The sequence below is a fragment of the Microbacterium murale genome (assembly GCF_014635185.1).
In the GTDB taxonomy this organism is placed as follows: domain Bacteria; phylum Actinomycetota; class Actinomycetes; order Actinomycetales; family Microbacteriaceae; genus Microbacterium; species Microbacterium murale.
The window spans coordinates 233,694-257,628 of record NZ_BMCM01000003.1 but is presented as its reverse complement, the minus strand read 5'-3'; the positions used below and the strand labels follow the sequence as shown (position 1 = coordinate 257,628).

The following is a 23,935-nucleotide window of genomic DNA, read 5'->3' as shown; positions in this document are numbered from 1 at the left end:
AGTCGATTCTACGGGATGAGTGCCGTGAGCTGACGTACGGCGTTCGCGTAGCCGTCAACGCCCTCGCCGATCACGCGCACTGCCGCGACGTCCTGGAGGTAGGAGAAGTGCCGGAACTCCTCTCGCGCATGTACGTCCGAGACATGCACCTCGGCGAACGGCAGGGACACGCCGGTGAGCGCATCGCGCAACGCGACGGAGGTGTGCGTGAGCCCGCCGGGGTTGATCACGATGCCGGCGCAGTCCTCACGTGCCGCGTGGATCGCGTCGATCAGCACGCCCTCATGATTGCTCTGGATGCTGCGCACCTCGAACCCCGCTGCTGCCGCGGCGTCGGTCGTGACCCGCACGACGTCCGTCAGCGTCGCGGTGCCGTACACCTCGGGTTCACGAGTGCCGAGCAGGTTGAGGTTCGGTCCGTTGACGAGCAGGATGCGGCGCTGTGCAGTCACGCCTGCACCCTATCGCCGTCGACGATCTCCCGCGCCATCTCGATCTCGGGGCCGATGGATGCGGTGAAGCGCACTCCGGTGTCCGCGAAGCCGGCGCGTCGGTACGCGGCCTGGGCCCTGGCGTTGTCCGCATGGACGTCGAGGGTCAGCCTCGCGTCTCCCAACGAGGCGGCCCATTCCGCCGCTGCGTCCAAGAGCGCGTCGATGATGCCTCGGCCCCGGCTCTCCTGGCGGATGAAGACGCCGACGACATCGCCCCGTGACGAGGTGACGGGACGCCCGTGGTGGTCGGTCGAGCCTGCAGTGTGCCGCAGCACCGAGACCGTGCCGATCCAATCGCCATCTGCCTCCGCGATGAACTGCGCGACGCCCTCTCCGGACGCGGCGCCGGCGGCGCGCTGCTGCCAGAACGCGTCATCGTGCGTCGATTCCTCCTCGAAGGAGTGCAGGAACGCGATCGACGCGGCGGGGTCGCGAACGGCGTCCAGCCGCAGGTCCCTCACTCGCTCCCACTCGTCCGCGCGGATACGACGCACTGCGAAGCTCATGCCCCGACTTCCTGGTAGGCGGCGAAGAGCAGCGATTCATCCGGCGCCCGCAGCACGGTGGGCTTGGCGATGTCGTCGAGCACGATGAAGCGCAGCATCCCGCCACGGCTCTTCTTGTCGCGCTGCATGGTCGCGAGCAGCTGCGGCCATGCGCCTGCGCGGTAGCTGGTGGGCAGGCCGAGAGACTCCAGCAGGGTGCGGTGGCGGTCTGCGGCCTCGTCGGAGAGCCGGCCGGCGAGCCGGGAGATCTCGGCGGCGAACAGCATCCCGACCGAGATCGCGGCGCCGTGGCGCCAGCGATAACGTTCGGCGTGCTCGATCGCGTGACCGAGGGTGTGGCCGTAGTTGAGGATCTCCCGCTGACCGGCCTCGCGGAAGTCCTCCGACACGACCTGCGCCTTCATGTCGATCGCGAGTTCGATCGTGCGACGGAACTCGTCGGTCGTCGTGTCGACCGCACGGGAAGGGTCGGCCTCGATGATGTCGAGGATCTCGGGCGACCAGATGAAGCCGGCCTTGACCACCTCGGCGAACCCTGCTGTGGCCTCGTGGGTGCTGAGGCTGCTCAGCTCGTCGAGGTCGCCGATGACGGCGCGCGGCGCCCAGAATGCACCGACGAGGTTCTTGCCTTCGGCGGTGTTCACGCCGGTCTTGCCGCCGACCGAGGCGTCGACGAGGCCGAGCACGGTGGTCGGGACCTGCACGATCTGCACGCCGCGCAGCCAGGTGGCCGCGACGAAGCCGGCGAGATCCGTCACGGAGCCACCGCCGTATCCGACGACCGCATCGGTGCGGGTGAAGTCGGACTGGCCCATGATCTGCCAGCAGAACGCCGCGACCTCGATGCGCTTGCCCTGCTCTGCGTCAGGCACCTCGGCCAGCAGCACCTCTCGGGGACCATCGGTCGTGTCGGCGAGCAGACGGTCGCGCAGTTCCGCAGCGCGGGCGGCGAGCGTGGGCGGATGCACCACGAGGATCTTCCGCACCGCGGGATCGAGAGCTGCGGACACCCGATCGAGGATGCCGCGTCCGACGGTGATGTCGTATGACGCCTGGCCTGTCACGCTGATCGTGGTGGTGCTCATGCCTGTTTTCTCCTCCATGCTGCGATCTCGTCGGCGATGCGCTGCATCGGCCGACGCGAGGTGTCGAAGGTCACGTCCGCGACCTCCTCGTACCAGCCGCGGCGCTGCTCGTAGATCTGATTCCAACGTTCCAGCGGATCGTCGTCGCCCGCGAGGAGCGGTCGCCCGCCGCTGTGGATGCGTTCGGCCACGGCCTCCGGGGACACCGCCAGGAAGACGACCGGATGCTGACGCAGAAGCGCACGTGTCGCCGATGAGCTGACCGCACCGCCGCCCAGGGAGATCACTCCCCCTTCTCGGAGCGCCGTCGCCACGGCCGCCTGCTCGAGTTCGCGGAAGTGCGGTTCGCCCCGCGACGCGAAGAGTTCCGGAATCGGACCGTGCTCCGCGGCGATCCGCTTGTCGGTGTCGATGAACCTGACGCCGAGGCGCTTGGCCACCTGCCGTCCGACGCTGGTCTTACCGGCGCCCATCGGACCGACGAGCACGACGGTCAGCTGCTCAGGCGTGCTCATCGTGTGCGATCAGTGCCGCCTCCGAGGCGGGCGCGGTGCGCAGCTCTGCCGGGATCGCGTCGAGGTAGCTCTTCAGGTTGCGGGCCGTCTCACGGACGCTGTCTCCGCCGAACTTCTCCAGCACGGCGTTCGCGAGCTCGACGGCGACCATCGCCTCGGCGACGACACCTGCCGCCGGAACCGCGCACACGTCGGAGCGCTGATGATGAGCGGTCGCGGTCTCACCGGTGGCGACGTCGATCGTGCGCAGCGAGTGCGGCACTGTCGCGATCGGCTTCATCCCGGCGCGCACGCGCAGCACGGTCCCCGTGGACATGCCGCCCTCGGTGCCGCCGGCCCGGTCGGAACCGCGGGTGATACCCGCGTCGGCGGAGAACAGCTCATCGTGAGCGGCAGAGCCGCGACGACGCGTGGTCTCGAAGCCGTCGCCCACCTCGACGCCCTTGATCGCCTGAATGCTCATGAGCGCCTGCGCGAGACGGGCATCCAGACGGCGGTCCCAGTGCACGTGCGAGCCAAGCCCGGGCGGAAGGCCGTAGGCGAGCACCTCGACGATGCCGCCCAGCGTGTCGCCGTCCTTGCGGGCGTCGTCGACCTCCGCGACCATTGCGGCAGAGGTGTCGGCGTCGAAGCACCGCAGCGGATCGGCGTCCAGCGCGTCGACGTCGTCCGGCGTGGGCAGCGCGGCGCCATCGGGAACCCGCACGGGGCCGATGGACAATGTGTGGCTGACGAGACGGATGCCGAGCTCGCCGAGGAACGAGCGGGCGACCGCGCCGAGTGCCACACGTGCCGCCGTCTCGCGCGCGCTCGCGCGCTCGAGGATCGGTCGTGCTTCGTCGAAGTCGTACTTCTGCATGCCCACGAGGTCGGCGTGCCCTGGTCGTGGCCGGGTCAGCGGCGCCGAACGGCCGCGCGACTTGTCGGTGATCTCGACGGGCTCGGGGTTCATGACCTCGATCCACTTCGGCCACTCGGTGTTTCCGATGCGCAGGGCGACCGGGCTGCCGAGGGACTTGCCATGGCGGACGCCGCCCGAGATCGTCAGCTCGTCCTGCTCGAACTTCATGCGCGATCCGCGTCCATAGCCGAGCTTGCGGCGGGCGAGATCCTGCTGGATCGCCTCGGACGAGATCGGGACGCCGGACGGCAGCCCTTCCATGACGGCAATGAGTTCGGGACCGTGCGATTCGCCGGCCGTGAGCACGCGGAGCATTGCTCCAGTCTCCCATGAGCGGAGACCCTGTTCTCGCCGCATGTCGCGGAGTCCCGTCAGTGCTGCGCCGGATGCGTCAACGCCGTGCGCATGGCAGCGAGAACACCGGCTTCATCCTCGAGTTCATCGGCCGGATCTCCGTGGACGAACACGCGCACCTGCCGCACGGCCTGGTGCAGCAGCATCGCCACCCCGGAGATGACCTGCTCGTTCGGCCACGCTGCAGCCAGCGTCGACGGCCACGGCGCATAGGCCACGTCCAGCAGGGTGCCACCGTCTGTGGCGAAGGCGGCGGCGGTGTCCAGCATGGCTCCACCGGGAAGCGTGGCGACGGTGACATCCACCGCGGCAACGGGATCGGCGAAACCGTTGACGGCGACCTCGACGCCGAGCCGCTCCCCCAGCGACTGCATCGGCAGTGCCCGTTCCGGGCGACGCGCGCGCACGTCGACATGCTGCGCGCCCATCTCCGCGACGGCCACCAGGGCTGACGCGGCAGTGGCACCGGCACCGAGGATGCGCGCACGTGATGCGCTGCGGACGTCATGCTCCGCGAACGCATCGATGATGCCGCCGACGTCCGTGTTGAAGCCGGCGAACGACTCACCCAGAAGCAGGGTGTTGACGGCACCGGTCAGCTCGGCGTGACGGTCATGGGTCTTCGCAACACGAAACGCCTGCTCTTTGAGCGGCATCGTGAGCGAGAGGCCGCGCCACGAATCGTCCAGTCCATGAATCGCCGCGGGGAAGCTCCCGGCATCCACCTGACGACGCCCGTACTCCCAGTCCAGACCGAGCGCTCGATACGCGGCGGCATGCAGCAGCGGCGACTTGCTGTGGTCGATCGGATCGCCCCATACCGCCAGGCGAACGCCGCTCATCGAGTCAACAGCCCTGGTCGGGGTTCGCACTGCACCATTCCTGCCACGTCTTGATGGCAGCCTGATGCTCTTCGTACGTGTTCGAGAACACCGTCTCGCCGGTCTGCAGGTTGATCGTGACGAAGTACAGCCACGGTCCATCGGCCGGATGCATCGCAGCCTCGATCGCGGCATCGTTCGGGTTCGCGATCGGGCCGGCTGGCAGCCCCTCACGCACGTAGGTGTTCCAGGGGTTATCGTCGTTCTGCGCCTCCGAAGAGGTGCTAACGACCCCGGCATGGAGCTCGCCATAGCCGTACTGCGCCGTCGAATCCATCTGCAGCTTCATCCCGTCGTCCAGACGGTTCTGGATGACGCGGGACACCTTGGCAAAGTCGTCGGTGCGACCCTCGCGTTGGATGATCGACGCGATCGTCAGGATGCGCTGCTCGTCGCCCGCCGGCACGCCGGCTGCGGTGAGCGATTCACGCGTGCGATCGACCATTCGCTGGATCACCTGGGTGGCGGTGGCCTCTGGATCGAACGTATAGACGGCCGGGAACAACCAGCCTTCGAGGCTGTCTGACGCAACCCCATAAGCGCTGGGGTCGGCGACTGCCGCCTGCAGGTCTTCGAGAGGGATACCGATGCTCTCGGTGATCACGGGGAGCGAAGACTCGAGAGTGCCCCCTTCAGAGATGCCGACGGAGTTCTCGAGCTTGTTCGACTCGTCCTGAAGCGCTTCCAGCGCCGCCTCGGCGGTCATCTTCTGCTGCAGCTTGTACACACCGGGGTAGAACGTCACCGCGATGTTCTCCTTGACGAGGTAGTCGTAGAAGACGCTCTCCGTCTTGGTCACGCCCGCCTCGTGCAATGCCGTCGACACCGGAGAACCGGTGTCGCCCTCATGGATGGTGACCAGCGCCTCGCCGGATGCGATGCCTGCTTCGTAGTCATCCGGCTCGCCCCAGCCCATGACCTCGCTGATCTTGTCGCCGTAGGTGTTCCACGCCCACGCACCACCGGCCACTGCGCCGCCGATGAGGGCGAGCACGATGATGAGTGCGACGAGACAGCCGGTGCGCCGCTTCTTCTTGTGCGGTGCACTGCCATCAGCGTCGTCGTGTTCGGCCGCGAAGAGATCATCGAGGGACGCCGGCGACGACGTGGTCACCGGTCGCGTCGCCGGATCCGCGGCCTCGTCGAAAGGCGAATCGTTCTCGGCCGGATCATCCGACATCGACTCCGCGGCCTCGTGAGGCTGTGCGGTCTCGCGCTCTGCGGCCGCGGACCGCACCTTCTCGGACAGGGCCTGCTCGGACCGGGCCTGCTTGGACGGTGCCGTCTCGGACTGCGCGGCTTCGCGCAGTGCGCGTCGCGAACCCGGTGCCGGTGGCGCGGTGTCGGCGGTGGGAACCTGGTGTCCCGGGGCGGGGAGCTTGGAGAACAGGTCGTCGGAGAGCGAGTTCGACCTGCGCTCTGGACTCTCACGTTCGGGCATGCTCAAGTGGGCTCCTCGTCGGTTGGAACCACGGAACCGGCCGGGTTGCCGGTGCTCTTCTCCGTGTCGATCGCGTGCTGCAGAAGAACCACGGCCGCGACCTGATCGACAATGCTACGAGAGTTTCGCTGAGTTCTGCCAGAAGAACGCAACGCAGCATGCGCTGTGACGGTGCTGAGCCGCTCGTCCATCATGCGCACCGGGACCCCGGTGAGCCGCTGCAGCGCCGATGCGAATTCACGAGCATCCGCTGTGGAGGGGGTGTCCGCACCTTGCATGTTCACCGGAAGGCCGACGACGAATTCCAGCGGTTCGTACTCCGCGGCGATCTCGGCGATGCGTGCGAGCGAGTGCTCCGAGCGCTGCACGGTCTCCACGGGCACAGCGAGCATGCCATCAGGGTCGCAGCGCGCCACGCCCACCCGCGCCTTGCCGACATCGATGCCGAGCCGCACTCCGCGGCGAAATCCGCTCACGCGCCGCGCAGCTCCTGTGTCACGGCTTCCAGTGCCGCGCCCAATGCCGAAGCATCGGTGCCCCCGCCCTGTGCGACATCATCGCGCCCGCCGCCGCCGCCGCCGAGCACACCGGCGGCACGCTTCGCGAGCGCACCCGCCTTGGCGCCCGCCGCGCGTGCGGAATCGTTGGTGGCGACCACGACGACCGGGCGTCCGGCGGCGATGCCGCCGAGGGCGACCACCGCGGCATCCGAGCCGAGGCGTTCGCGCACGCTGAGCGCCAGAGTGCGCACGTCATCCGCCGAAGCCACGTCACCGAGCGACACCGCCGCCACACGATATGCGCCGACGCGCTCGGCTGCCTCGGCGATCGCTGGCACCTGCCCCTCGCGCTGCTTCGCCTCGAACTGCGCGATGCGCTTCTCGGCGATCTTCAGGTTCGCGGCGATCTCGGCGATCCGCTCCGGCAGCTGCTCGCGCGGGGTCTTGAGCGCGCTCGTGAGCTGTGACACGATCGCACGCTCTGCGGCGAGTTCGCGGAACGCGTCCTGACCGACCAAGGCCTCGATGCGGCGGTTCGAGGCGCCGACCGACGACTCGCCCACGACGCTGACCAGACCGATCTCCGCGCTGGTGTTCACGTGCGTGCCCGCACAGAGCTCACGCGACCACGGGCCGCCGATGTCGACCATCCGCACGACGTCGCCGTACTTCTCGCCGAACAGCGCCATGGCGCCGGCATCCTTGGCCTCATCGAGCGACACGATGCGCGTCGTCACCTCGAGGGCGTCCTGCACGGCGCGGTTGGTGATCCCCTCGATCTCGGTGCGCGCGTCGGCGGAAAGCGCCTGCGACCACGAGAAGTCGAAGCGCATGTAGCCGGCGCGGTTGAGCGATCCGGCCTGGGTGGCGGTCGGACCGAGCGTGTCGCGCAGTGCGGCGTGCACCAGGTGCGTCGCGGAGTGCGCCTGACGAGCCGCACGGCGGTTCGCGGCGTCGACCACTGTGGTCGCACGATCGTCGAGTGCGACGCTTCCGCTGATGACCTGCACGGTGTGGCTGATGAGGCCGGCGATCGGCTTCTGCACATCGAGCACGTCGAGTTCGAATCCGGCGCCGACGATCGTGCCCTTGTCGGCGACCTGACCACCGGACTCGGCGTACAGGGTCGTCTCGGCGAGGATCACTTCGGCGACCTGGCCTTCACCGGCGGATGCCACCGGCTGGCCGTCGACGAGGATGCCGAGCACACGGGACTCGATGTCGAGATCGGTGTAGCCGGCGAAGCCGGTCTCGCCGAGTGCACGGAAGTCGCGGTACACCGAGACATCGGCGAGCTGGCGCTTGCGGCTCTTCGAATCGGCCTTTGCACGGGCGCGCTGCTCTTGCATCAATGTGTCGAAAGCGGTGCGATCGACGTTGAGCCCCGCCTCCTCGGCGATCTCGAGCGTGAGGTCGATCGGGAAGCCGTAGGTGTCGTGCAGCAGGAACGCCTCGGGACCCGCGAGGGTCTGCTTGCCGGCCTTCTTGGTGTCGGCGAGTGCGAGGTCGAGGATCGTGGATCCCTGCGCGAGCGTGCGCAGGAACGTCTCCTCCTCAGCGACGGCCAGACCCGAGAGGCGGGTCCAGTCGGTCTCGAGCACCGGGTAAGCCGTCTTCATGGCGTCGCGCGACGTCGCGAAGAGTTCGGGGAACACCGGCGCATCCACACCGAGCAGCCGCATCGCGCGGACCGTGCGGCGCATGAGCCGGCGAAGTACGTACCCACGGCCCTCATTCGACGGCTTCACACCGTCCGAGAGCAGCATGAGCGAGGAGCGCACATGATCCGCGATGACGCGGAAGCGGACGTCGTCCTCGTGGACGGCGCCGTAGCGCTTGCCCGACAGCTCGACCGCACGGTCGAGAACAGGACGTATCTGGTCGGTCTCGTACATGTTCGCGACGCCCTGCTTGAGGAACGCGACACGCTCGAGGCCCATGCCCGTATCGATGTTCTTCTTCGGCAGCGGACCTGCGATGTCGAAGTCGACCTGGGAGCGCACATCGCTGAGCAGGTCCTGCATGAAGACGAGGTTCCACAGTTCCATGTACCGGTTGTCGTCCGCCGCAGGACCGCCTTCGCGGCCGAACTGCGCACCGCGGTCGAAGAAGATCTCCGAGTCAGGGCCACCTGGGCCGGGCTGGCCGGTGTGCCAGTAGTTATCCTCACGTCCGAGTCGCTGGATGCGCTCTTCGGGAAGCCCGATCACGCGCCGCCAGATGTCGGCGGCCTCGTCGTCGGTCTCGTAGACCGTGACCCAGAAGTCCTTCTCCTGGAACCCCAGCCCGCCATCGGCTTCGCTGGTGGTCAGGAGCTCCCACGCGTACGTGATCGCCCCTTCCTTGAAGTAGTCGCCGAACGACCAGTTGCCGAGCATCTGGAAGAACGTGCCGTGACGCACCGTCTTGCCGACCTCTTCGATGTCGCTGGTGCGAATGCATTTCTGCAGATCGGTGGCCCGGGAGAACGGGGCAGGCACGAGCCCGGTGAGGTACGGAACGAACGGCACCATGCCTGCGATGTTGAACATCACTGTGGGATCGTCGCTCACGAGCGATGCCGACGGCACCACTGTGTGGCCGTTCTTCTCGAAGTAGCTGAGATAGCGCTGCGCGATGTCCGCAGTTTTCATAGGGGTACGACTGTCCTTGAGTGAGGAGGATGAACATCGCGACGGCCGCGATGCAGTGCGCTGGGGGTCAGTGCTCAGCGGTCGATGGGCGACGGTTCGACCAGGCGAGCCTCCTGCGCCCGGTAGGCGTCGCTGAGGACGGTGGTGAAGCCGTTGATCCTGGCGTCCACTTCGGCGAGGATGTCGTGACCGCGAGGATCCTTGTTCATGAAGTGGGCGGCGACGAATCCGCCGATCACACCGATCAGGAACCACAGGAACGTCTTCATGTCGTCTTCCTTGCCTTGGACCGCGAGGCGCGGTCTCTCCATCGTATGCGGAAACGACAGAGGGCGTCGGGATGAATCCCGACGCCCTCTGCAGAAATGGTTCGCCGTATCAGCGAGCCGTATGGCTCAGCGAGCCGCGTAGTACTCGACGACGAGCTGCACTTCACAGGTCACGGGGACCTCGGCGCGCTTCGGACGACGCAGCAGACGCGCGTGGAGCTTGTCGAGCTCGACCTCGAGGTAGCCGGGAACGGGAGGAAGCACCTCGGCGTGACCGCCGGCTGCTGCCACCTGGAAGGGCTCGGTGCCCTCGCTCTTGGCCTTGACGTGGATGAGCTGACCCGGCTTCACGCGGAACGACGGGCGGTCGACGAGCTGACCGTCGACGAGGATGTGACGGTGCACGACGAGCTGACGAGCCTGCGCGGTGGTGCGGGCGAAGCCTGCGCGCACGACGAGGGCGTCGAGACGCATCTCGAGCAGCTCGACCAGGTTCTCACCGGTCAGGCCATCATGGCGACGTGCTTCGTTGAACGTGTTGCGCATCTGCTTCTCGCGGATGCCGTACTGCTCACGCAGACGCTGCTTCTCGCGCAGACGGACGGCGTAGTCGCTGTCGGTCTTGCGCTTGGTGCGGCCGTGCTCGCCCGGAGCGTAGGGACGCTTCTCGAGGTAGCGGGCGGCCTTCGGGGTGAGTGCCACGCCGAGGGCGCGGGACAGGCGGACCTTGCGGCGGTCCTGGGACTTCGTGACCACGAAGTTTTCCTTCCGATGACGTGGACGTGTCTTTCACGCCTCACGGACGTATCTCCGGCGTTCTGCCTTCGGGCGCACGCCGGGGCGCCGAGAAGGTGAGGGGTGAACGAGGGGATGCCCGAAAACTGTGTTTCGAGCCGCTCAAGTCTAACAGATCGCGATCCGCGCCCGGAGCGGCTGCACGAGCGACGGTTCAGCGATCACCGAGGATACGGCGGATGCGCTCGAGCCTGGCCGAGATGTCGCGCTCGGCTCCGAGCTGCTTGGGCTCGTAGTAGCGACGGCCGACGAGCTCATCGGGAAGGTACTGCTGCGGCACGATCCCGTACTCGTTGTCGTGCGGGAAGACGTAGCCCTTGCCATGGCCGAGGCGCTTTGCGCCCGCATAGTGCGCATCGCGAAGGTGCACGGGTACGCGCCCGAAATTGCCGGCACGCACATCGGCGATCGCCGCGTTGATGCCGTCGTAGGAGGCGTTCGATTTCGCGGTGGTCGCGAGATACACGGTCGCCTCTGCCAGGGGGATTCGACCCTCCGGCATGCCGATGAAAGCCACCGCGTCGGCGGCCGCTGTCGCGATGACCAGTCCCTGCGGGTCTGCCAGGCCGATGTCCTCGGATGCGGAGATCACCAGGCGCCGTGCGATGAAGCGCGGGTCCTCCCCCGCCTCGATCATGCGTGCGAGGTAGTGCAGCGCCGCATCGACGTCCGAGCCGCGGATCGACTTGATGAACGCACTGATCACGTCGTAGTGCTCGTCGCCCTGGCGATCGTAGCGCAGCAGTGCGCGATCGACGGCCTGTGCGACGTCGTCGGCCGAGATCGCCGTGACCTCCGCCTCGGCGTCGTCGCCTTCGGCGCCTGACATCGAGACGGCGGCTGCGGCCTCGAGTCCGGTGAGTGCGCGACGCGCGTCGCCGGATGCCAGTCGCACCAGCGCCGACCGTGCGCCCTCTTCGATCGATACGACGCCGTTGAGCCCGCGTGCATCGGAGATCGCACGATCGATCAGCATCGCGATGTCGTCGTCGGTGAGTGGCTGAAGGGTGAGCAGCAGCGACCTCGACAGCAGCGGGGAGATGACCGAGAACGAAGGATTCTCGGTGGTCGCGGCGATCAGGACGACCCAGCCGTTCTCGACGCCCGGCAGCAGCGCATCCTGCTGCGCCTTCGTGAAGCGGTGGATCTCGTCGAGGAAAAGGATCGTGGTCTGCCCGTACAGATCACGCTGCGTGATCGCCTCCTGCATCACCTCGCGCACGTCCTTCACCCCGGCGGTGACGGCCGACAGCTCGACGAATCGTCGGCCCGATGAGCGCGCGATGGCCTGGGCGAGTGTGGTCTTTCCTGTGCCGGGCGGACCCCAGAGGATGATCGACACAGCGCCTGGCGACGTCGCCTCAGGGTCTGCCAGCGCGACGATCGGCGAACCGGCGCGCAGCAGATGCTGCTGTCCGGCCACTTCGGCGAGCGAAACGGGTCGCATCCGCACAGCAAGGGGTGTCTGTCCCGAGAGCAGAGGCGCGGATGTCATCCGTCCAGGCTAATGCGCGGTGCCGACAAAGCTCCCCACGATAGGCTCGCAGACGGCGCTCAGGCGAGGCGTCGGAGGAGGATCCCATGGCCGGTCGCGGACCGAAGAACGCACAGCGCTCACGTGCCGAGTCGGAGCGGGCGCGCCTTTACGCGGCTCGCACGGCATGGCATGACGGCCAGATCCGGCGTCGCACGCGCGACAACGTGATCGCCGGCATCATCGGCGGCCTTCTCGTGGTCGGTGCCGTCGCCAGTCAGTCGGTGCATGCGGCGGTGTTCGCTCCGGAGCCCGAGCCGACCGAGACCTCCACGCCGGGTCCGATCGAGAACCCCTTCTCGGGACTCTTCTCAGACACCGCTGCCGAGTAGCGGCATCTCACACGCGCGATCCTCGGATGTGAGGGGTTCGCTTCAGGGTCGTAACGATCACGGCCTCTGCCGGAAACGCCGGTGAGCGACGCTGGGTGCAAGCCCAGCACCTGTGCTCATCCGATACGTCCGTGGAGGTTGCCCGTGTCCTACGTCAAACCCGCCGAACTCGTCACCAGAATGGTCGACGCAGGCGCCTACAAGATGCAGCTGTCCGCTCGGGACACGCTCATCCGCGCCTTCATGGGTGCCGCGCTGCTCACCATGGCCGCCGCTTTCGCCGTCACGGTCTCGACCAACACCGGACAGCCCCTGCTCGGTGCCCTGCTGTTCCCGGTCGGCTTCGTCATCCTCTACCTCTTCGGGTTCGACCTGCTCACCGGCGTCTTCACACTCACGCCCCTGGCCGTCCTCGACAAGCGTCCCGGTGCGACGGTCGGTGCGATGTTCCGCAACTGGGGGCTGGTGTTCCTGGGCAACTTCGGCGGTGCGTTCATGGTCGCGATCCTGATGGCGATCTACTTCACATACGGCTTCTCCACCGAGCCGAGCGCGGTCGGCCATGCGATCAGCGAGATCGGTCACGCACGCACGGTCGGCTACGCCGATCACGGCGCCGCAGGCATGCTGACGCTCTTCATCCGCGGCGTGCTCTGCAACTGGATGGTCTCCACCGGCGTGGTCCTCTCGATGGTCTCGGACAACGTCGTGGCGAAGATCGTCGCGATGTGGCTGCCGATCATGCTCTTCTTCTACATGGGCTTCGAGCACTCGATCGTGAACATGTTCCTGTTCCCGTCCGGCCTGCTCCTGGGCGCGGACTTCACGATCATGGACTACCTGATCTGGAACGAGATCCCCACCGTGATCGGCAACCTCGTCGGCGGGCTCCTCTTCGTCGGGCTCCCGCTGTTCATCACCTACGGTCGCACGACCCGCCGCACTCGTGCCGCTCGCGCGGTCGTGACGCAGGACGTGCCGGCCGACGCGCCGTCCACCGCTGAGCACTCCGCGGCCAGGCCGATCGTCCAGCCCGTTTTCGCCCCGGGTGCATCGACCGCGCGTGAGCCGGTCGGCATCGCCTGACCCGTGACCAGGACGCCCCGGTGAGACCGAAGCTCACCGGGGCGTCCTGCTGTGCTCGTCGAGAGTCCACGTGGTCGGCGCGTTGTCAGCGCGGCCGTCATCGCGGCGGTCAACGCGTCGCGAGGAACCGGTCCACGACGACCTGGGCGATGCGCCGATCGGGCGCGAGGGGCGCACTGACGACATCCGCACCGGCGGCCGAGACGAGACCAGCGAAGAAGCCCGGCGCCAGCACATGGCTCGCTGCGATCACGCGCGCAGCACCGCCCCGGCGCGCATCCGCGACGGCATCCGTGATGCGGGGAACGGATGCCGAGGCATACCCGACGGTGACGGGAACCGGGAGCATCGTTCGAACTCTGGCGGCGACCTCTTCCACATCGATCATCGCCGAGGGGTTGCTCGACCCCGCAGCGGCGAGCACGACGTGGTCCTGCGGAAGCCATCCTCCGGGCAGCGCCGCGGCGAGACGATCGACGAGCACGTCCGCGATGAGCGGATGCGTGCCGAGCGGTTCCGACTGACGAGCGCCGGCGTGCCTGTCGACCGCTCGCGAGATGTCGACAGCGGTGTGGTAGCCCACCGACAGCAGCAGCGGCACGACGATCACGTCGTCTCGTCGCGCCTCATGGTCGATCACCTCGTCGATCTGCGGCTGTTCCACGTCGACCACAGCCGCGACGACCCGCACCCCGGGCAGCAGCGCCCTCACGTCATCGATCACGTGGCGAACAGCATCCTGGCCGGCACGATCGTTCGTGCCGTGCGAACAGGCGATCAGTGTGGTCACGCTGAGTCCTCCACAGCGAGGCGGTAGCCCCTCTTCACGACGGTCCGGATGACATCGACGGGTCCGAGTGCTTCCCGAACGCGTGCGACCGCCATCTCGACGGCGTGGGCATTGCGTCCTGTGCGTGGCAGCGTCACGGCGATCTCCTCTCGCGACAGCACATGGCCGCGCGCGTCGAAGAGGGCGCCGAGCAGGTCGGCGCCGGCGCGGGAGAGTGCGATGAACTCGCCGTCGATCACGACCCCGCCGCTGCGCATCGACAGGCTGCCCGCCGAGGTCATCAGCACGGGCGCACCTCCCCCGCTGCCGAAGTAACCGATCACGCACCTAGCGAGTGAGCCGAGCCGCCCGCGATCGGCGATCGTCTCGCGGAGCCCGTGCTCGCGCAGGGGTGCCGCGGTGATCGGTCCGACCGCAGCGAGCAGCAGCCTGCCGGATGCCGCGCGGTCGCGGATGCCGTCCAGAGCGTTCAGGCGCCGGGCGGAGCGGATCCATTCCGCGGCTCCCGGCGCCGAGGTGAACAGCACCGCATCGACCTCGCCTCCTGCAGCGTGGGCGACCGAGCGTTCGACGAGATGCGGATCGGCGGGCGGGCCCCACCGATAGACCGTGAGGCTCTCGACGTCCGCGCCTGCGGCCCCGAGCAGCTCGTCCAGTCCGTCGGAGCCGGCGCCATGATGCTGCACCGCGATGCGCTTTCCGGTGAGAGAGGACGAGAGCAGGTACTCACCCACTTCGGCCGCCGTCTCCGACTCGGCCACCCAGTCCGCGACGAACCCGGCCTGCTGGATGGCTCCGTGTGCTTTGGGACCCCTGGCGACGAACTGCGAGCCGCGCAGCGCATCGGCCAGCTGTTCAGCGAGATCATGCTCATGCGCGGCATCCATCCAGCCACGGAAACCCACGCCGGTCGTGACGACGACGATGTCTGGTGGACGCTCGACGAGTTCACGTGTGCGACGGATGAGCTCTTCGTCGTCCGCGTTGGGCACGATGCTCAGAGCCGGAGCGCGGCAGATCTGAGCACCCCGCCGCTCCAGAGCGCTCGCCAGATCGCCCGCTCGGCGGTCTGCGGCGATGACGATCGTGCAGCCCGCGAGCGCGGCATCCAGAATGCTCCGGGAGCTCACCTATGGGACTCCGTCGTTCGGACGGACTCCGGCATGAGCAGGCCCGCCAGAGCGACATCTCCGAACACGATCACGGCGGGGTTCTGCACGCCGACGGCCGCGGCACGTGCGACGACATCACCCAGAGTGCTGCGGGTGGTGCGCTGGCGTGGGGTGTGACCGTTCTCGATGATCGCGACCGGCAGGTCATGGCTGACCCCGTGGTCGAGCGCGGTTCGCACGACTTTCGGCAGCGCCGCGACCCCCATGAGCATCGCCGTCGTCACGTCGGGGTCGGCGAGCGAGTGAAGGGTGGTTGCCGAGACGTCGCCCTGGCCGTTCACGACATGCAGGGCGGATGCCGTGCCTCGATGCGTCACCGGGATGCCGGCGGCCTGCGGCACCGACAGTGCGCTGGAGACGCCGGGAGTGACCTCGACCGGGACCCCCGCCTGCTGGCAGGCGATGACCTCTTCGCCGCCACGACCGTACACGAACGGATCTCCGCCCTTGAGGCGCACGACGCGCTTTCCGGCGGCCGCGTGCTCGACCAGGAGTGCATTGATCTCTTGCTGCGGCACGGGGTGGTGATGCGGGCGTTTGCCCACGTCGATCACGAGCACCTCGGGATCCAGCTCGGCGATCACCGCATCCGTCGGCCCGAGCCGATCGGCGATGACGACATCGGCTTCGGCGAGCAGTCGTCTCGCACGCACCGTCATGAGGTCGATGGGTCCCGGGCCGCCGCCGATCAGGTCGACGCGGCCGGTGCCCCAACTCCGGCGTCGCCGCAGCGGAAGCCGACCGGATTCCAGCATCCCCTCGATCGCCGTGCGCACTCCCGCAGCACGACGAGGATCGACGCCGACTTCGCTCGACACGCCCACGACCACGTCGCCGGACGTCGTCTGCGCGGTCATGCGTGCGCTGCCGTGCGCGCCGTCGGACGCATTGATGCAGAAGATCCGTCGCTGGTCGCAGAGTGCAGCGACTTCGCGATCGACTGTGAGGTCGCCGGTCGCGCAGTGCACGAGCCATGCATCGTCGATGTCGTCCGCGATGACGCGGCGCGGAATCCATTCGAGGTCGTCCGCGCCCGCTTCCTCACGATGCGAGGCGATCAGGGCCTGCATCTGCGGCGCGAGCACCGGTGCCACGACGCGCACCAGTGCCCCGTCGGCGAGGAAGCGTCCGAGGCGCCGAGCGGCGACGGCTCCGCCGCCTACGAGCACGACACGTCGTCCGGACAGCGAGAGGCCGAGCATCGTGGTCATCTCAGCACCTCCTGCAGCGCGTCGTCAGACGACCGTGCCGCATCCGACGGCAGATAGACGTCGTCGCCCTCGGTGCGAACCGCCCACACGGTGAGAGCCAGGGCGGGCTTTCCCTGGGTCTCCACGCACTCGCCGGTTCGCAGGTCGAACACCTGCTTGTGCATGGGCGAGGCGATGGTCGGCGCATCGCCTCTCGTGCCGACGATGCCGCGCGAGATCACGTTCGCGCCGCTGTACGGATCGAGATTAGAGACGGCGTGCACGGTGCCGTCACGGAGCAGGAAGAGCGCGACCTGCTCCGTGCCGAGCAGCGCGGCACGCCCTCGCTCCACCTCGAGATCATGGATGCTGCACACGCGCACAGTGCTGCGGGTATCGGGCATGAGCGTCATCGACGCACCTCCAGAGTGGTTCCGGCGATCATCACGCCGCCTGCTTCCCGTTCCTCTGCCGTCGCAGGGCGGAGCTGGCCGCGGGTCGCGACGTACGCGAGAGAGGGATCCGGTGTCTCGGCCGCATTCACGAACGACTCGAAGCGCTTGAGCTTCTGCGGATCGCGCAGTGTCGCCGCCCACTCGTCCTCATAGTTGTCGACATGCCTGGCCATTGCCGCGTCGAGGTCGCCGCAGATGCCGAGGGAATCGTCGAAGATGACCTCCTTGAGGCCGGCGAGCCCGCCGTCGAGCTCCTCGCACCACGGGGCGGTGCGCTGGAGGCGGTCGGCCGTGCGGATGTAGTACATGAAGAATCGGTCGATCGCCTGGATGAGCTCATCGTCGGAGAGGTCGGACTCCAGCAGTTCGGCGTGGCGCGGTGTGAACCCGCCGTTGCCGCCGACGTACATGTTCCAGCCGGTCTCGGTCGCGATGACGCCGACATCCTTGCCTCGGGCCTCTGCGCACTCTCGCGCGCATCCCGAGACGCCGATCTTGAGCTTGTGCGGCGCCCTGAGGCCGCGGTATCGCAACTCGAGCCGCACGGCCATGCCCACCGAGTCGAGCACGCCGTAGCGGCACCAGGTCGAGCCCACGCACGACTTGACCGTCCGCAGCGACTTGCCGTACGCCTGCCCCGATTCGAAGCCCGCGTCGACCAGTCGCTGCCAGATCAACGGCAGCTGCTCCAGCCGCGCACCGAACATGTCGATGCGCTGTCCGCCGGTGAGCTTCGTGTAGAGACCGAAGTCCTCGGCGACCTGTCCGATCACGACGAGCCCGGCCGGTGTGACTTCGCCGCCCGGCATCCGCGGCACGACGGAGTACGTGCCGTCCTTCTGCATGTTGGCCATGACGTGATCGTTGGTGTCCTGCAGCGTCGCGTTCTCGCCGTCGAGCACATGCGCGCCGACCAGAACCGAGAGGATGCTGGCGAGGGCCGGTTTGCAGATGTCGCAGCCGCGACCGCGGCCGAACCGCTCGATCACGGTGCTGAACGTGGTGAGTTCCGATACGCGCACCGCATCGAAGAGCTGCCGGCGCGACATGTCGAAGTGCTCGCACAGCGCGTTCGACACGGTCTGGCCGAGCTTCGTGAGCTCCTGCCCCACGACCTTCTTGACCATGAGCACGCACGAGCCGCAGGTCGCCCCCGCCTTGGTGCAGGCCTTGACGGCGCCCGCATCCATGCAGCCCTCTTCATGAACGGCCTGCCGGATCCGGCCCGCGGTGACGTTCGAGCACGAGCACACCACGGCCTCGTCGGGCAGCGCGCCTCCTGGTGCCTCTACGCCACCTTCCGGCATGAGGTATGCGACGGGGTCGGCGCCGAGTCGGGCACCCACCAGCGGACGCAGCGAGCCGTACGCCGCGGCGTCGCCGACGAGGATGCCGCCGAGCAGGGTCTGCGCATCGTCCGAGAGCACGAGCTTCTTGTAGACGCCGGCCACGGGGTCGGCGTACACGACATCGAGCGCGTTCGGCGTCTGTGCGAATGCATCCCCGAAGCTCGCGACGTCGACGCCGGAGAGTTTGAGCTTCGCCGACTCGTCGTAGCCGGGGAACGTCGCGTCGCCGCCGAGCAGCCGGGTCGCGGCGACCTCTGCCATCGCGTATCCGGGAGCGACCAGACCGACGCTGCGACCGTCGAAGTTCGCCACCTCGCCGATCGCGAGGATCGTGGGATCACTCGTGCGGCAGCGATCATCGATCAGCACGCCCCCTCGCGGGTGCACGTCGAGCTGCGCGTTGCGGGCGAGCTCGTCGCGTGGGCGCACACCGACGGTGAAGATCACGACGTCGGCACGCTGGAAGCTGCCGTCCTGGAACTCGAGTGCGGTGACGGCGCCGGATTCATCCGGATCGATTCTCGTCGTCCGCGATTCGGTGCGCACCGAGATGCCGCGCGCCTCGATCAGGCGGCGCAGCATCCCGCCTCCTGCGAGGTCGAGTTGAGCGGACATCAGCCGATCGGATGACTGCACCACCGTGCAGTCGACGTCGAGCCCCTGCAGGGCGCCTGCGGCCTCGAGCCCGAGCAGTCCGCCGCCGATGACGGCGCCACGCAGCGGTCGGCCGAGCTCGGCGCTGCGGTGCTGCACGAACCGGCGAAGCTCCTGCACGTCGTCGAGCGTGCGGTAGACGAAGCATCCAGGCAGGTCGGCGCCGTCGACCGCGACACGCGCGGCATACGACCCGGTCGCGAGTACGAGCGTGTCGTAGGCGATGGCCTGCCGCGTGCGAGTCACCACCGTGTGCGTCCGCCGATCGATGCGGACCACGCGCTCGTCGGCGATCAAGGTGACGCGCTCGTCATCGAAGACCGCACGATCGAGTGTCAGCTCCGCCGGCGTCGATCCGGAGAAGTATCCGGTGAGTCCGACGCGGTCATACGGATGCCGCCCTTCGTCGCCGATCACGGTGATGAGCACTGCGCCCTCGGTGTTGCTCAACACGCTCTCGACGAAACGGTGCGCCACCATGCCTGCGCCCACCACGACGACCCGTGTCGCCGCTTCGGTGTTCTCGTTCACTGCGCCTCCAGCACGTCGGGGATGACCAGACACTATGAGCGCGGTGTTTCGCGGACCCGGCGGCTCCCGTTACGCGCGTCGAACGTTCTCCTCACAAAACGGTAACGAGACTGTGAGATCCGAGCCCCTCGAGCACTGCCCGGCTCGTACTAGGCTGAACAACGTCCTTTCCCTCTCCCGCGGGCTGACCGCGCAAGGAGCACATCGTGTCTGCCACCGAGCCTTCGAAGCCGACTCCCCCTGTCCCCTCACCTCCTGTCCCCGGACCCCCGCGCATCCCGATGCCGCCTCGCACTCCCGCAGCGGCTCAGGCCGCTGCACCCGCGTCGCCGGTCTCGCCGGTGGCTGCAGCCGACTCCGCGGATTGGGGTCGCGTGACGGAAGACGGCACCGTCGAGGTACGAGAAGGCGAAGAGTGGCGCGTCGTCGGTCAGTATCCGGATGGCACCTCCGAAGAGGCTCTGGCGTACTTCGTGCGCAAGTTCGACGATCTCGCATTCAAGGTGCACACGCTCGAGCAGCGTCATCAGGCCGGCGGTGCTTCCGCCAGTGATCTGACGACACAGGCCAAGCGCCTTGTCGACGAGGTGACGGGTGCCGCTGCCGTCGGCGATCTCGCATCGCTGCACGCCAGGCTCGAGACGCTCACCACCGCCCTGTCGGAGGCCAGTGCCGCTGAGGCCAAGCAGGCCAAGGAACTCGTGGACGCGGCCATCGCCGAACGAACCGTCCTCGTCGAGAGCATCGAGCAGATCGCCGCTCGCGACCTGGCGAAGGTGCAGTGGAAGCAGGTCACCGAAGAGGTCACCGCACTCTTCGATGCGTGGCAGGCACAGCAGCAGAGCGGTCCCCGCCTGCCCAAGGGCATCTCGCAGCAGCTCTGGAAGCGATTCCGCGATGCCCGCTCGGTCGTGGACAAGAGCCGCCGTGCGTTCTACTCCGACCTCGATGAGACGCACAAGGCCGCGCGCGACCGCAAGGCGCAGCTGATCGAGCGCGCCGAAGCACTCGCGCCCAAGGGCGTCGACGGCATCCCGGCATATCGCACGCTGCTCGACGACTGGAAGGCTTCCGGTCGCGCAGGACGCAAGGCCGACGACGCGCTGTGGGCACGGTTCAAGGCCGCGGGCGATGCACTGTACGCGGCGCGTGCAGAGCAGTCCGCCGCGGAAGAGGCGGAGTCGGCTCCGAAGATCGAGGCCCGCGAAGCGCTGCTCGAAGAGGCGGGGGCCGTCGCCGATGAGCCCAACATCAAGCAGGCACGCGCCCTCCTCACGCGCATCCAGCGCCAGTGGGATGACGTGGGACGCATCTTCCCGCGCGATCGCGAGCGTGCCCTTGACGACAAGCTGCGCACGATCGAGCAGTCGCTCAAGTCGCGCGAAGAGGTCGACTGGAAGCGCAACAACCCCGAGACCAAGGCGCGGGCGAACGACATGAGCCAGCAGCTCCTCGATGCGATCGAGAAGCTCGAGGGCGAGAAGGCCGCAGCCGAGAAGGCGGGCGACAAGAAGGCCGCCAAGGAGGCAGCGGACGCGCTCGAAGCGCGACGTGCCTGGCTGAACGCACTCGACGGCTGACCTTATCCACAGCCCGCCCCGGCGAGGAGAGCAGGGAGCCACACTGAACGTGTGGATCCGTCACTGTTCTACCGACCCGGGGCACTGCTGTCTCAGCAGGAACTGAGCGCTGCGCGCCTGGACGGGCTGCTCGTCGAAGTCGGTGAGGGGTACATGCCAGCCGATCTGCCGGAGGATGCCGGTGCCAGAGCCGCAGCGCTCGCACCGATCCTCTCTCCCGGGTACGCCGCGAGCGGGCCCACTGCGGCATGGGTGCACGGGTTCGGCGACGCGCCGCCGCGGCATCATCACATCCAGCGCGCCGTCGATCGCCGTCCTCGGGTTCAGCCACGGCAGAATGTGATCGTGCACGAGGGGCAGGTGCCGTCGAATGATCTGATGCTGGTCGCCACGTTGCCCGTGACGACGCCGCTGCGCACGTTGACGGATCTCGTGCTGACCTCGAGTCGGTACGGCGAGTGCGCGCTGTGGATGCGCTCCATGGCGGCAGCGTGTCCGTCACTCGTTCCGCTGGTGCAGACGCTGCTCGCCGCGCGGGCGCGGATGCCGGGTAAGCGGGCGGCGCTGGTCGTCATCGCCGAGCTGCTCGAAGAAGTGGGTGAAGGCGCTCGTCAGGAAGAGGTCACGCGGTACACGTCGTAGACCGCCTCGATGCGGCGGACGGCGTTGAGTACGCGATCGAGGTGCACTGAATCGCCCATCTCGAACACGAATCTGCTGATCGCCAGTCGCTCGTCGTTGGTGTTCACCGTCGCGGAGAGGATGTTCACGTGATGCTCGCTGAGCACGCGCGTGACATCGGAGAGCAGACCAGCGCGGTCGAGCGCCTCGACCTGGATCTGCACCCGGAACACGCTCTTCGTCGTCGGGGCCCATTCGACTTCGACGAAGCGCTGCTCCTCGGCGCTGAGGGCCTTGACATTGACGCAATCCGCACGGTGCACTGACACGCCGCTGCCGCGGGTGACGAAGCCGACGATCGGATCACCAGGCACAGGGGTGCAGCACTTGGCGAGCTTGACGAGGATGTCATCAGCGCCGCGAACGAGAATGCCGGAGTCGCCCGTCCGAGGCTCGCGGGAGCGGGGCCTTCCCGGAATCTCGATCGCACCTGTCGTGGTGTCGTTCACCGCGATGAGTGCGGTGACCTTCTCCAGCACCGACTGAGTGGAGACGTGGCCCTCGCCGACCGCGGCGTAGAGCGCGGAGACGTCTTCGTAGTGCAGCTGCTGCGCCACTTCGGCGAACGAATCGTGGCTCATCAGCTTCTGCAGCGGCAGGTTCTGACGCCGCATCGCGCGGGCGATGGACTCCTTGCCCTGCTCGATCGCCTCTTCGCGGCGCTCCTTCGTGAACCAGCCGCGGATCTTGTTGCGTGCGCGGGTGCTCTTGACGAAGCTGAGCCAGTCCTGGCTTGGGCCGGCATCCGGGTTCTTGGAGGTGAAGACCTCGACGACGTCGCCGCTCTTGACGGCCGTCTCGAGCGGAACCAGGCGGCCGTTGACCTTCGCGCCCATGGTGCGGTGGCCGATCTCGGTGTGCACGGCGTATGCGAAGTCGACGGGCGTCGCGCCGGCCGGAAGTCCGATCACCCGCCCCTTCGGGGTGAAGACGTAGACCTCTTTCGCGCCGATCTCGAAGCGGAGTGAATCGAGGAACTCGCTGGGGTCGGCGGTCTCGGCCTGCCAGTCCGAGATGTGGGCGAGCCAGGTCATGTCGGTGTCCGTGGGACCGGCGACGGGCTTGCCGCCGTTCATCCGCTCCTTGTACATCCAGTGGGCTGCGACACCGAACTCGGCCTGCTGATGCATCTCGTGCGTGCGGATCTGGATCTCGACCGTGCGGCCGCTCGGCCCGATGACCGTGGTGTGCAGTGACTGGTAGAGGTTGAACTTCGGGGTGGCGATGTAGTCCTTGAACCGGCCGGGAAGCGGTGTCCAGCGCGCGTGGATCGCACCGAGCACTGCGTAGCAGTCGCGCACCGAGTTGACCAGGACGCGGATGCCGATGAGGTCGTAGATGTCGTCGAACTCGCGCCCGCGGATCACCATCTTCTGGTACACCGAGTACAGCTGCTTCGGACGGCCGCCGACCTTGCCTCGGATCCTCAGATCGTGCAGGTCCTCATTGATGGACTCGATGACCTGACCGAGATACTTCTCGCGCTGCGGGGTGCGCTGCGCGATCAGGCTGTTGATCTCGGCGTAGATCTTGGGGTGCAGCACCGCGAACGAGAGGTCTTCCAGCTCGGACTTGATCGCCTGGATGCCGAGGCGGTTCGCGAGCGGAGCGTAGATCTCCAGCGTCTCCCTGGCCTTGCGCTCGGCCTTCTCCGGCGGGACGAACCCCCAGGTACGGGCGTTGTGCAGACGGTCGGCGAGTTTGATCAGCAGCACCCGGATGTCCTTCGACATCGCCACGATCATCTTGCGGACGGTCTCGGCCTGAGCGCTCTCGCCGTACTTGACCTTGTCGAGCTTGGTGACGCCGTCGACGAGCATCGCGACTTCGTCGCCGAAGGCCTCGGTCAGCTCGGAGAGTGGGTAGCCGGTGTCTTCGACCGTGTCGTGCAGCAGAGCCGCGGCGATGGCCCGAGGGCCGAGACCCATCTCGGCGAGGATCTGCGCGACGGCGAGCGGATGCGTGATGTACGGCTCGCCGCTCTGCCGCTTCTGCCCCTCGTGCTTCTCTTTGGCGACCCGGTACGCGCGTTCGATGATCGCGAGGTCACCCTTGGGGTGGTTCACCCGGACGGTGCGGACGAGGTTGTCGAGGTCGTTGATGCGGGGCGCGCGAGAGAAGATGCGCGGCACCAGTCTCCTCAGACTGGATCCCTGCGCCTGAGTGTTAGCCTCCGCCATCACTGCACCTCCGGGTCAGAACATCCT

Annotated in this window: 22 protein-coding genes; 4 read left to right on the top strand and 18 right to left on the bottom strand. The window is 67.7% G+C overall.

What is annotated here, in order from left to right; genetic code table 11:
- Window positions 1–8 precede the first annotated feature (8 nt).
- The 12 genes from aroQ to IEV67_RS10765 all read right to left on the bottom strand — a co-directional run bounded on the left by aroQ (window position 9) and on the right by IEV67_RS10765 (window position 11,869).
- Window positions 9–452 (bottom strand): type II 3-dehydroquinate dehydratase, encoded by a 444-nt coding sequence (gene aroQ, locus IEV67_RS10820; protein WP_188436579.1) that lies wholly within the window; start codon window positions 450–452, stop codon window positions 9–11.
- The gene (locus tag IEV67_RS10815) at window positions 449–1,000 is read right to left on the bottom strand and encodes a GNAT family N-acetyltransferase (RefSeq protein ID WP_188436578.1); all 552 of its coding nucleotides are present in this window, start codon (window positions 998–1,000) and stop codon (window positions 449–451) included. Before IEV67_RS10815 ends, aroQ begins: the two co-directional genes overlap by 4 nt.
- Window positions 997–2,085 (bottom strand): 3-dehydroquinate synthase, encoded by a 1,089-nt coding sequence (aroB, locus tag IEV67_RS10810; protein WP_188436577.1) that lies wholly within the window; start codon window positions 2,083–2,085, stop codon window positions 997–999. The genes IEV67_RS10815 and aroB overlap by 4 nt, the downstream gene beginning before the upstream one ends.
- On the bottom strand, window positions 2,082–2,600 hold the full coding sequence (locus IEV67_RS10805; RefSeq protein WP_188436576.1) for a shikimate kinase: 519 nt from the start codon (window positions 2,598–2,600) through the stop codon (window positions 2,082–2,084). Before IEV67_RS10805 ends, aroB begins: the two co-directional genes overlap by 4 nt.
- Window positions 2,587–3,816 (bottom strand): chorismate synthase, encoded by a 1,230-nt coding sequence (gene aroC / locus IEV67_RS10800; RefSeq protein ID WP_188436575.1) that lies wholly within the window; start codon window positions 3,814–3,816, stop codon window positions 2,587–2,589. Before aroC ends, IEV67_RS10805 begins: the two co-directional genes overlap by 14 nt.
- A gap of 56 nt (window positions 3,817–3,872) precedes the next feature.
- Window positions 3,873–4,697, bottom strand: a complete 825-nt coding sequence (locus IEV67_RS10795) for a shikimate dehydrogenase family protein (RefSeq protein ID WP_188436574.1) — start codon at window positions 4,695–4,697, stop codon at window positions 3,873–3,875.
- Between the two features lie 4 nt (window positions 4,698–4,701).
- Window positions 4,702–6,177 carry an endolytic transglycosylase MltG gene (mltG, locus tag IEV67_RS10790; RefSeq protein WP_188436880.1) on the bottom strand — a complete coding sequence of 492 codons (1,476 nt, stop codon included), beginning with the start codon at window positions 6,175–6,177 and terminating at the stop codon, window positions 4,702–4,704.
- A 2-nt stretch (window positions 6,178–6,179) separates the two neighbouring features.
- The gene (gene ruvX / locus IEV67_RS10785; protein ID WP_188436573.1) at window positions 6,180–6,653 is read right to left on the bottom strand and encodes a Holliday junction resolvase RuvX; all 474 of its coding nucleotides are present in this window, start codon (window positions 6,651–6,653) and stop codon (window positions 6,180–6,182) included.
- Entirely contained in the window at window positions 6,650–9,310 is a 2,661-nt protein-coding gene (gene alaS, locus IEV67_RS10780) for an alanine--tRNA ligase (protein ID WP_188436572.1), read from the bottom strand. The genes ruvX and alaS overlap by 4 nt, the downstream gene beginning before the upstream one ends.
- A gap of 74 nt (window positions 9,311–9,384) precedes the next feature.
- Window positions 9,385–9,579 carry a hypothetical protein gene (locus IEV67_RS10775; protein ID WP_188436571.1) on the bottom strand — a complete coding sequence of 65 codons (195 nt, stop codon included), beginning with the start codon at window positions 9,577–9,579 and terminating at the stop codon, window positions 9,385–9,387.
- A 126-nt stretch (window positions 9,580–9,705) separates the two neighbouring features.
- The gene (rpsD, locus tag IEV67_RS10770; protein ID WP_188436570.1) at window positions 9,706–10,335 is read right to left on the bottom strand and encodes a 30S ribosomal protein S4; all 630 of its coding nucleotides are present in this window, start codon (window positions 10,333–10,335) and stop codon (window positions 9,706–9,708) included.
- 193 nt (window positions 10,336–10,528) lie between these two features.
- Window positions 10,529–11,869, bottom strand: coding sequence for a replication-associated recombination protein A (locus tag IEV67_RS10765; RefSeq protein WP_188436569.1), 1,341 nt, complete (start codon window positions 11,867–11,869; stop codon window positions 10,529–10,531).
- Between the two features lie 86 nt (window positions 11,870–11,955).
- Here IEV67_RS10765 and IEV67_RS10760 point away from each other — a divergent pair, with 86 nt between their 5' ends.
- Both IEV67_RS10760 and IEV67_RS10755 read left to right on the top strand, forming a co-directional pair.
- Window positions 11,956–12,240, top strand: coding sequence for a hypothetical protein (locus IEV67_RS10760; RefSeq protein WP_188436568.1), 285 nt, complete (start codon window positions 11,956–11,958; stop codon window positions 12,238–12,240).
- 144 nt (window positions 12,241–12,384) lie between these two features.
- Window positions 12,385–13,326 carry a formate/nitrite transporter family protein gene (locus IEV67_RS10755; RefSeq protein WP_188436567.1) on the top strand — a complete coding sequence of 314 codons (942 nt, stop codon included), beginning with the start codon at window positions 12,385–12,387 and terminating at the stop codon, window positions 13,324–13,326.
- 109 nt (window positions 13,327–13,435) lie between these two features.
- On the opposite strand, the gene IEV67_RS10750 is transcribed toward IEV67_RS10755, so the two are convergent.
- From IEV67_RS10750 to nirB, 5 genes are read right to left on the bottom strand one after another with little or no spacing between them, the layout of a single operon-like run.
- Complete coding sequence (locus IEV67_RS10750; protein ID WP_188436566.1) at window positions 13,436–14,116, bottom strand: sirohydrochlorin chelatase; 681 nt, start codon at window positions 14,114–14,116, stop codon at window positions 13,436–13,438.
- A complete protein-coding gene (locus IEV67_RS10745; RefSeq protein ID WP_188436565.1) occupies window positions 14,113–15,246 on the bottom strand; it encodes a uroporphyrinogen-III synthase in 1,134 nt (377 codons plus the stop codon). Before IEV67_RS10745 ends, IEV67_RS10750 begins: the two co-directional genes overlap by 4 nt.
- Entirely contained in the window at window positions 15,243–16,499 is a 1,257-nt protein-coding gene (gene cobA / locus IEV67_RS10740) for a uroporphyrinogen-III C-methyltransferase (protein ID WP_188436564.1), read from the bottom strand. Before cobA ends, IEV67_RS10745 begins: the two co-directional genes overlap by 4 nt.
- On the bottom strand, window positions 16,496–16,891 hold the full coding sequence (gene nirD, locus IEV67_RS10735) for a nitrite reductase small subunit NirD (protein ID WP_188436563.1): 396 nt from the start codon (window positions 16,889–16,891) through the stop codon (window positions 16,496–16,498). Before nirD ends, cobA begins: the two co-directional genes overlap by 4 nt.
- On the bottom strand, window positions 16,888–19,416 hold the full coding sequence (gene nirB / locus IEV67_RS10730) for a nitrite reductase large subunit NirB (protein WP_188436879.1): 2,529 nt from the start codon (window positions 19,414–19,416) through the stop codon (window positions 16,888–16,890). Before nirB ends, nirD begins: the two co-directional genes overlap by 4 nt.
- 257 nt (window positions 19,417–19,673) lie before the next feature.
- Between nirB and IEV67_RS10725 the strand changes: the two genes are divergently transcribed.
- Window positions 19,674–21,047 (top strand): DUF349 domain-containing protein, encoded by a 1,374-nt coding sequence (locus tag IEV67_RS10725; RefSeq protein WP_229703028.1) that lies wholly within the window; start codon window positions 19,674–19,676, stop codon window positions 21,045–21,047.
- A gap of 51 nt (window positions 21,048–21,098) precedes the next feature.
- Window positions 21,099–21,689: a type IV toxin-antitoxin system AbiEi family antitoxin gene (locus tag IEV67_RS10720; protein ID WP_188436562.1), complete on the top strand. Its 591-nt coding sequence runs from the start codon at window positions 21,099–21,101 to the stop codon at window positions 21,687–21,689.
- On the opposite strand, the gene IEV67_RS10715 is transcribed toward IEV67_RS10720, so the two are convergent.
- Complete coding sequence (locus IEV67_RS10715; RefSeq protein ID WP_188436561.1) at window positions 21,659–23,908, bottom strand: RelA/SpoT family protein; 2,250 nt, start codon at window positions 23,906–23,908, stop codon at window positions 21,659–21,661. The two genes, IEV67_RS10720 and IEV67_RS10715, sit on opposite strands and share 31 nt — an antisense overlap.
- Between the last annotated feature and the right edge of the window lie 27 nt (window positions 23,909–23,935).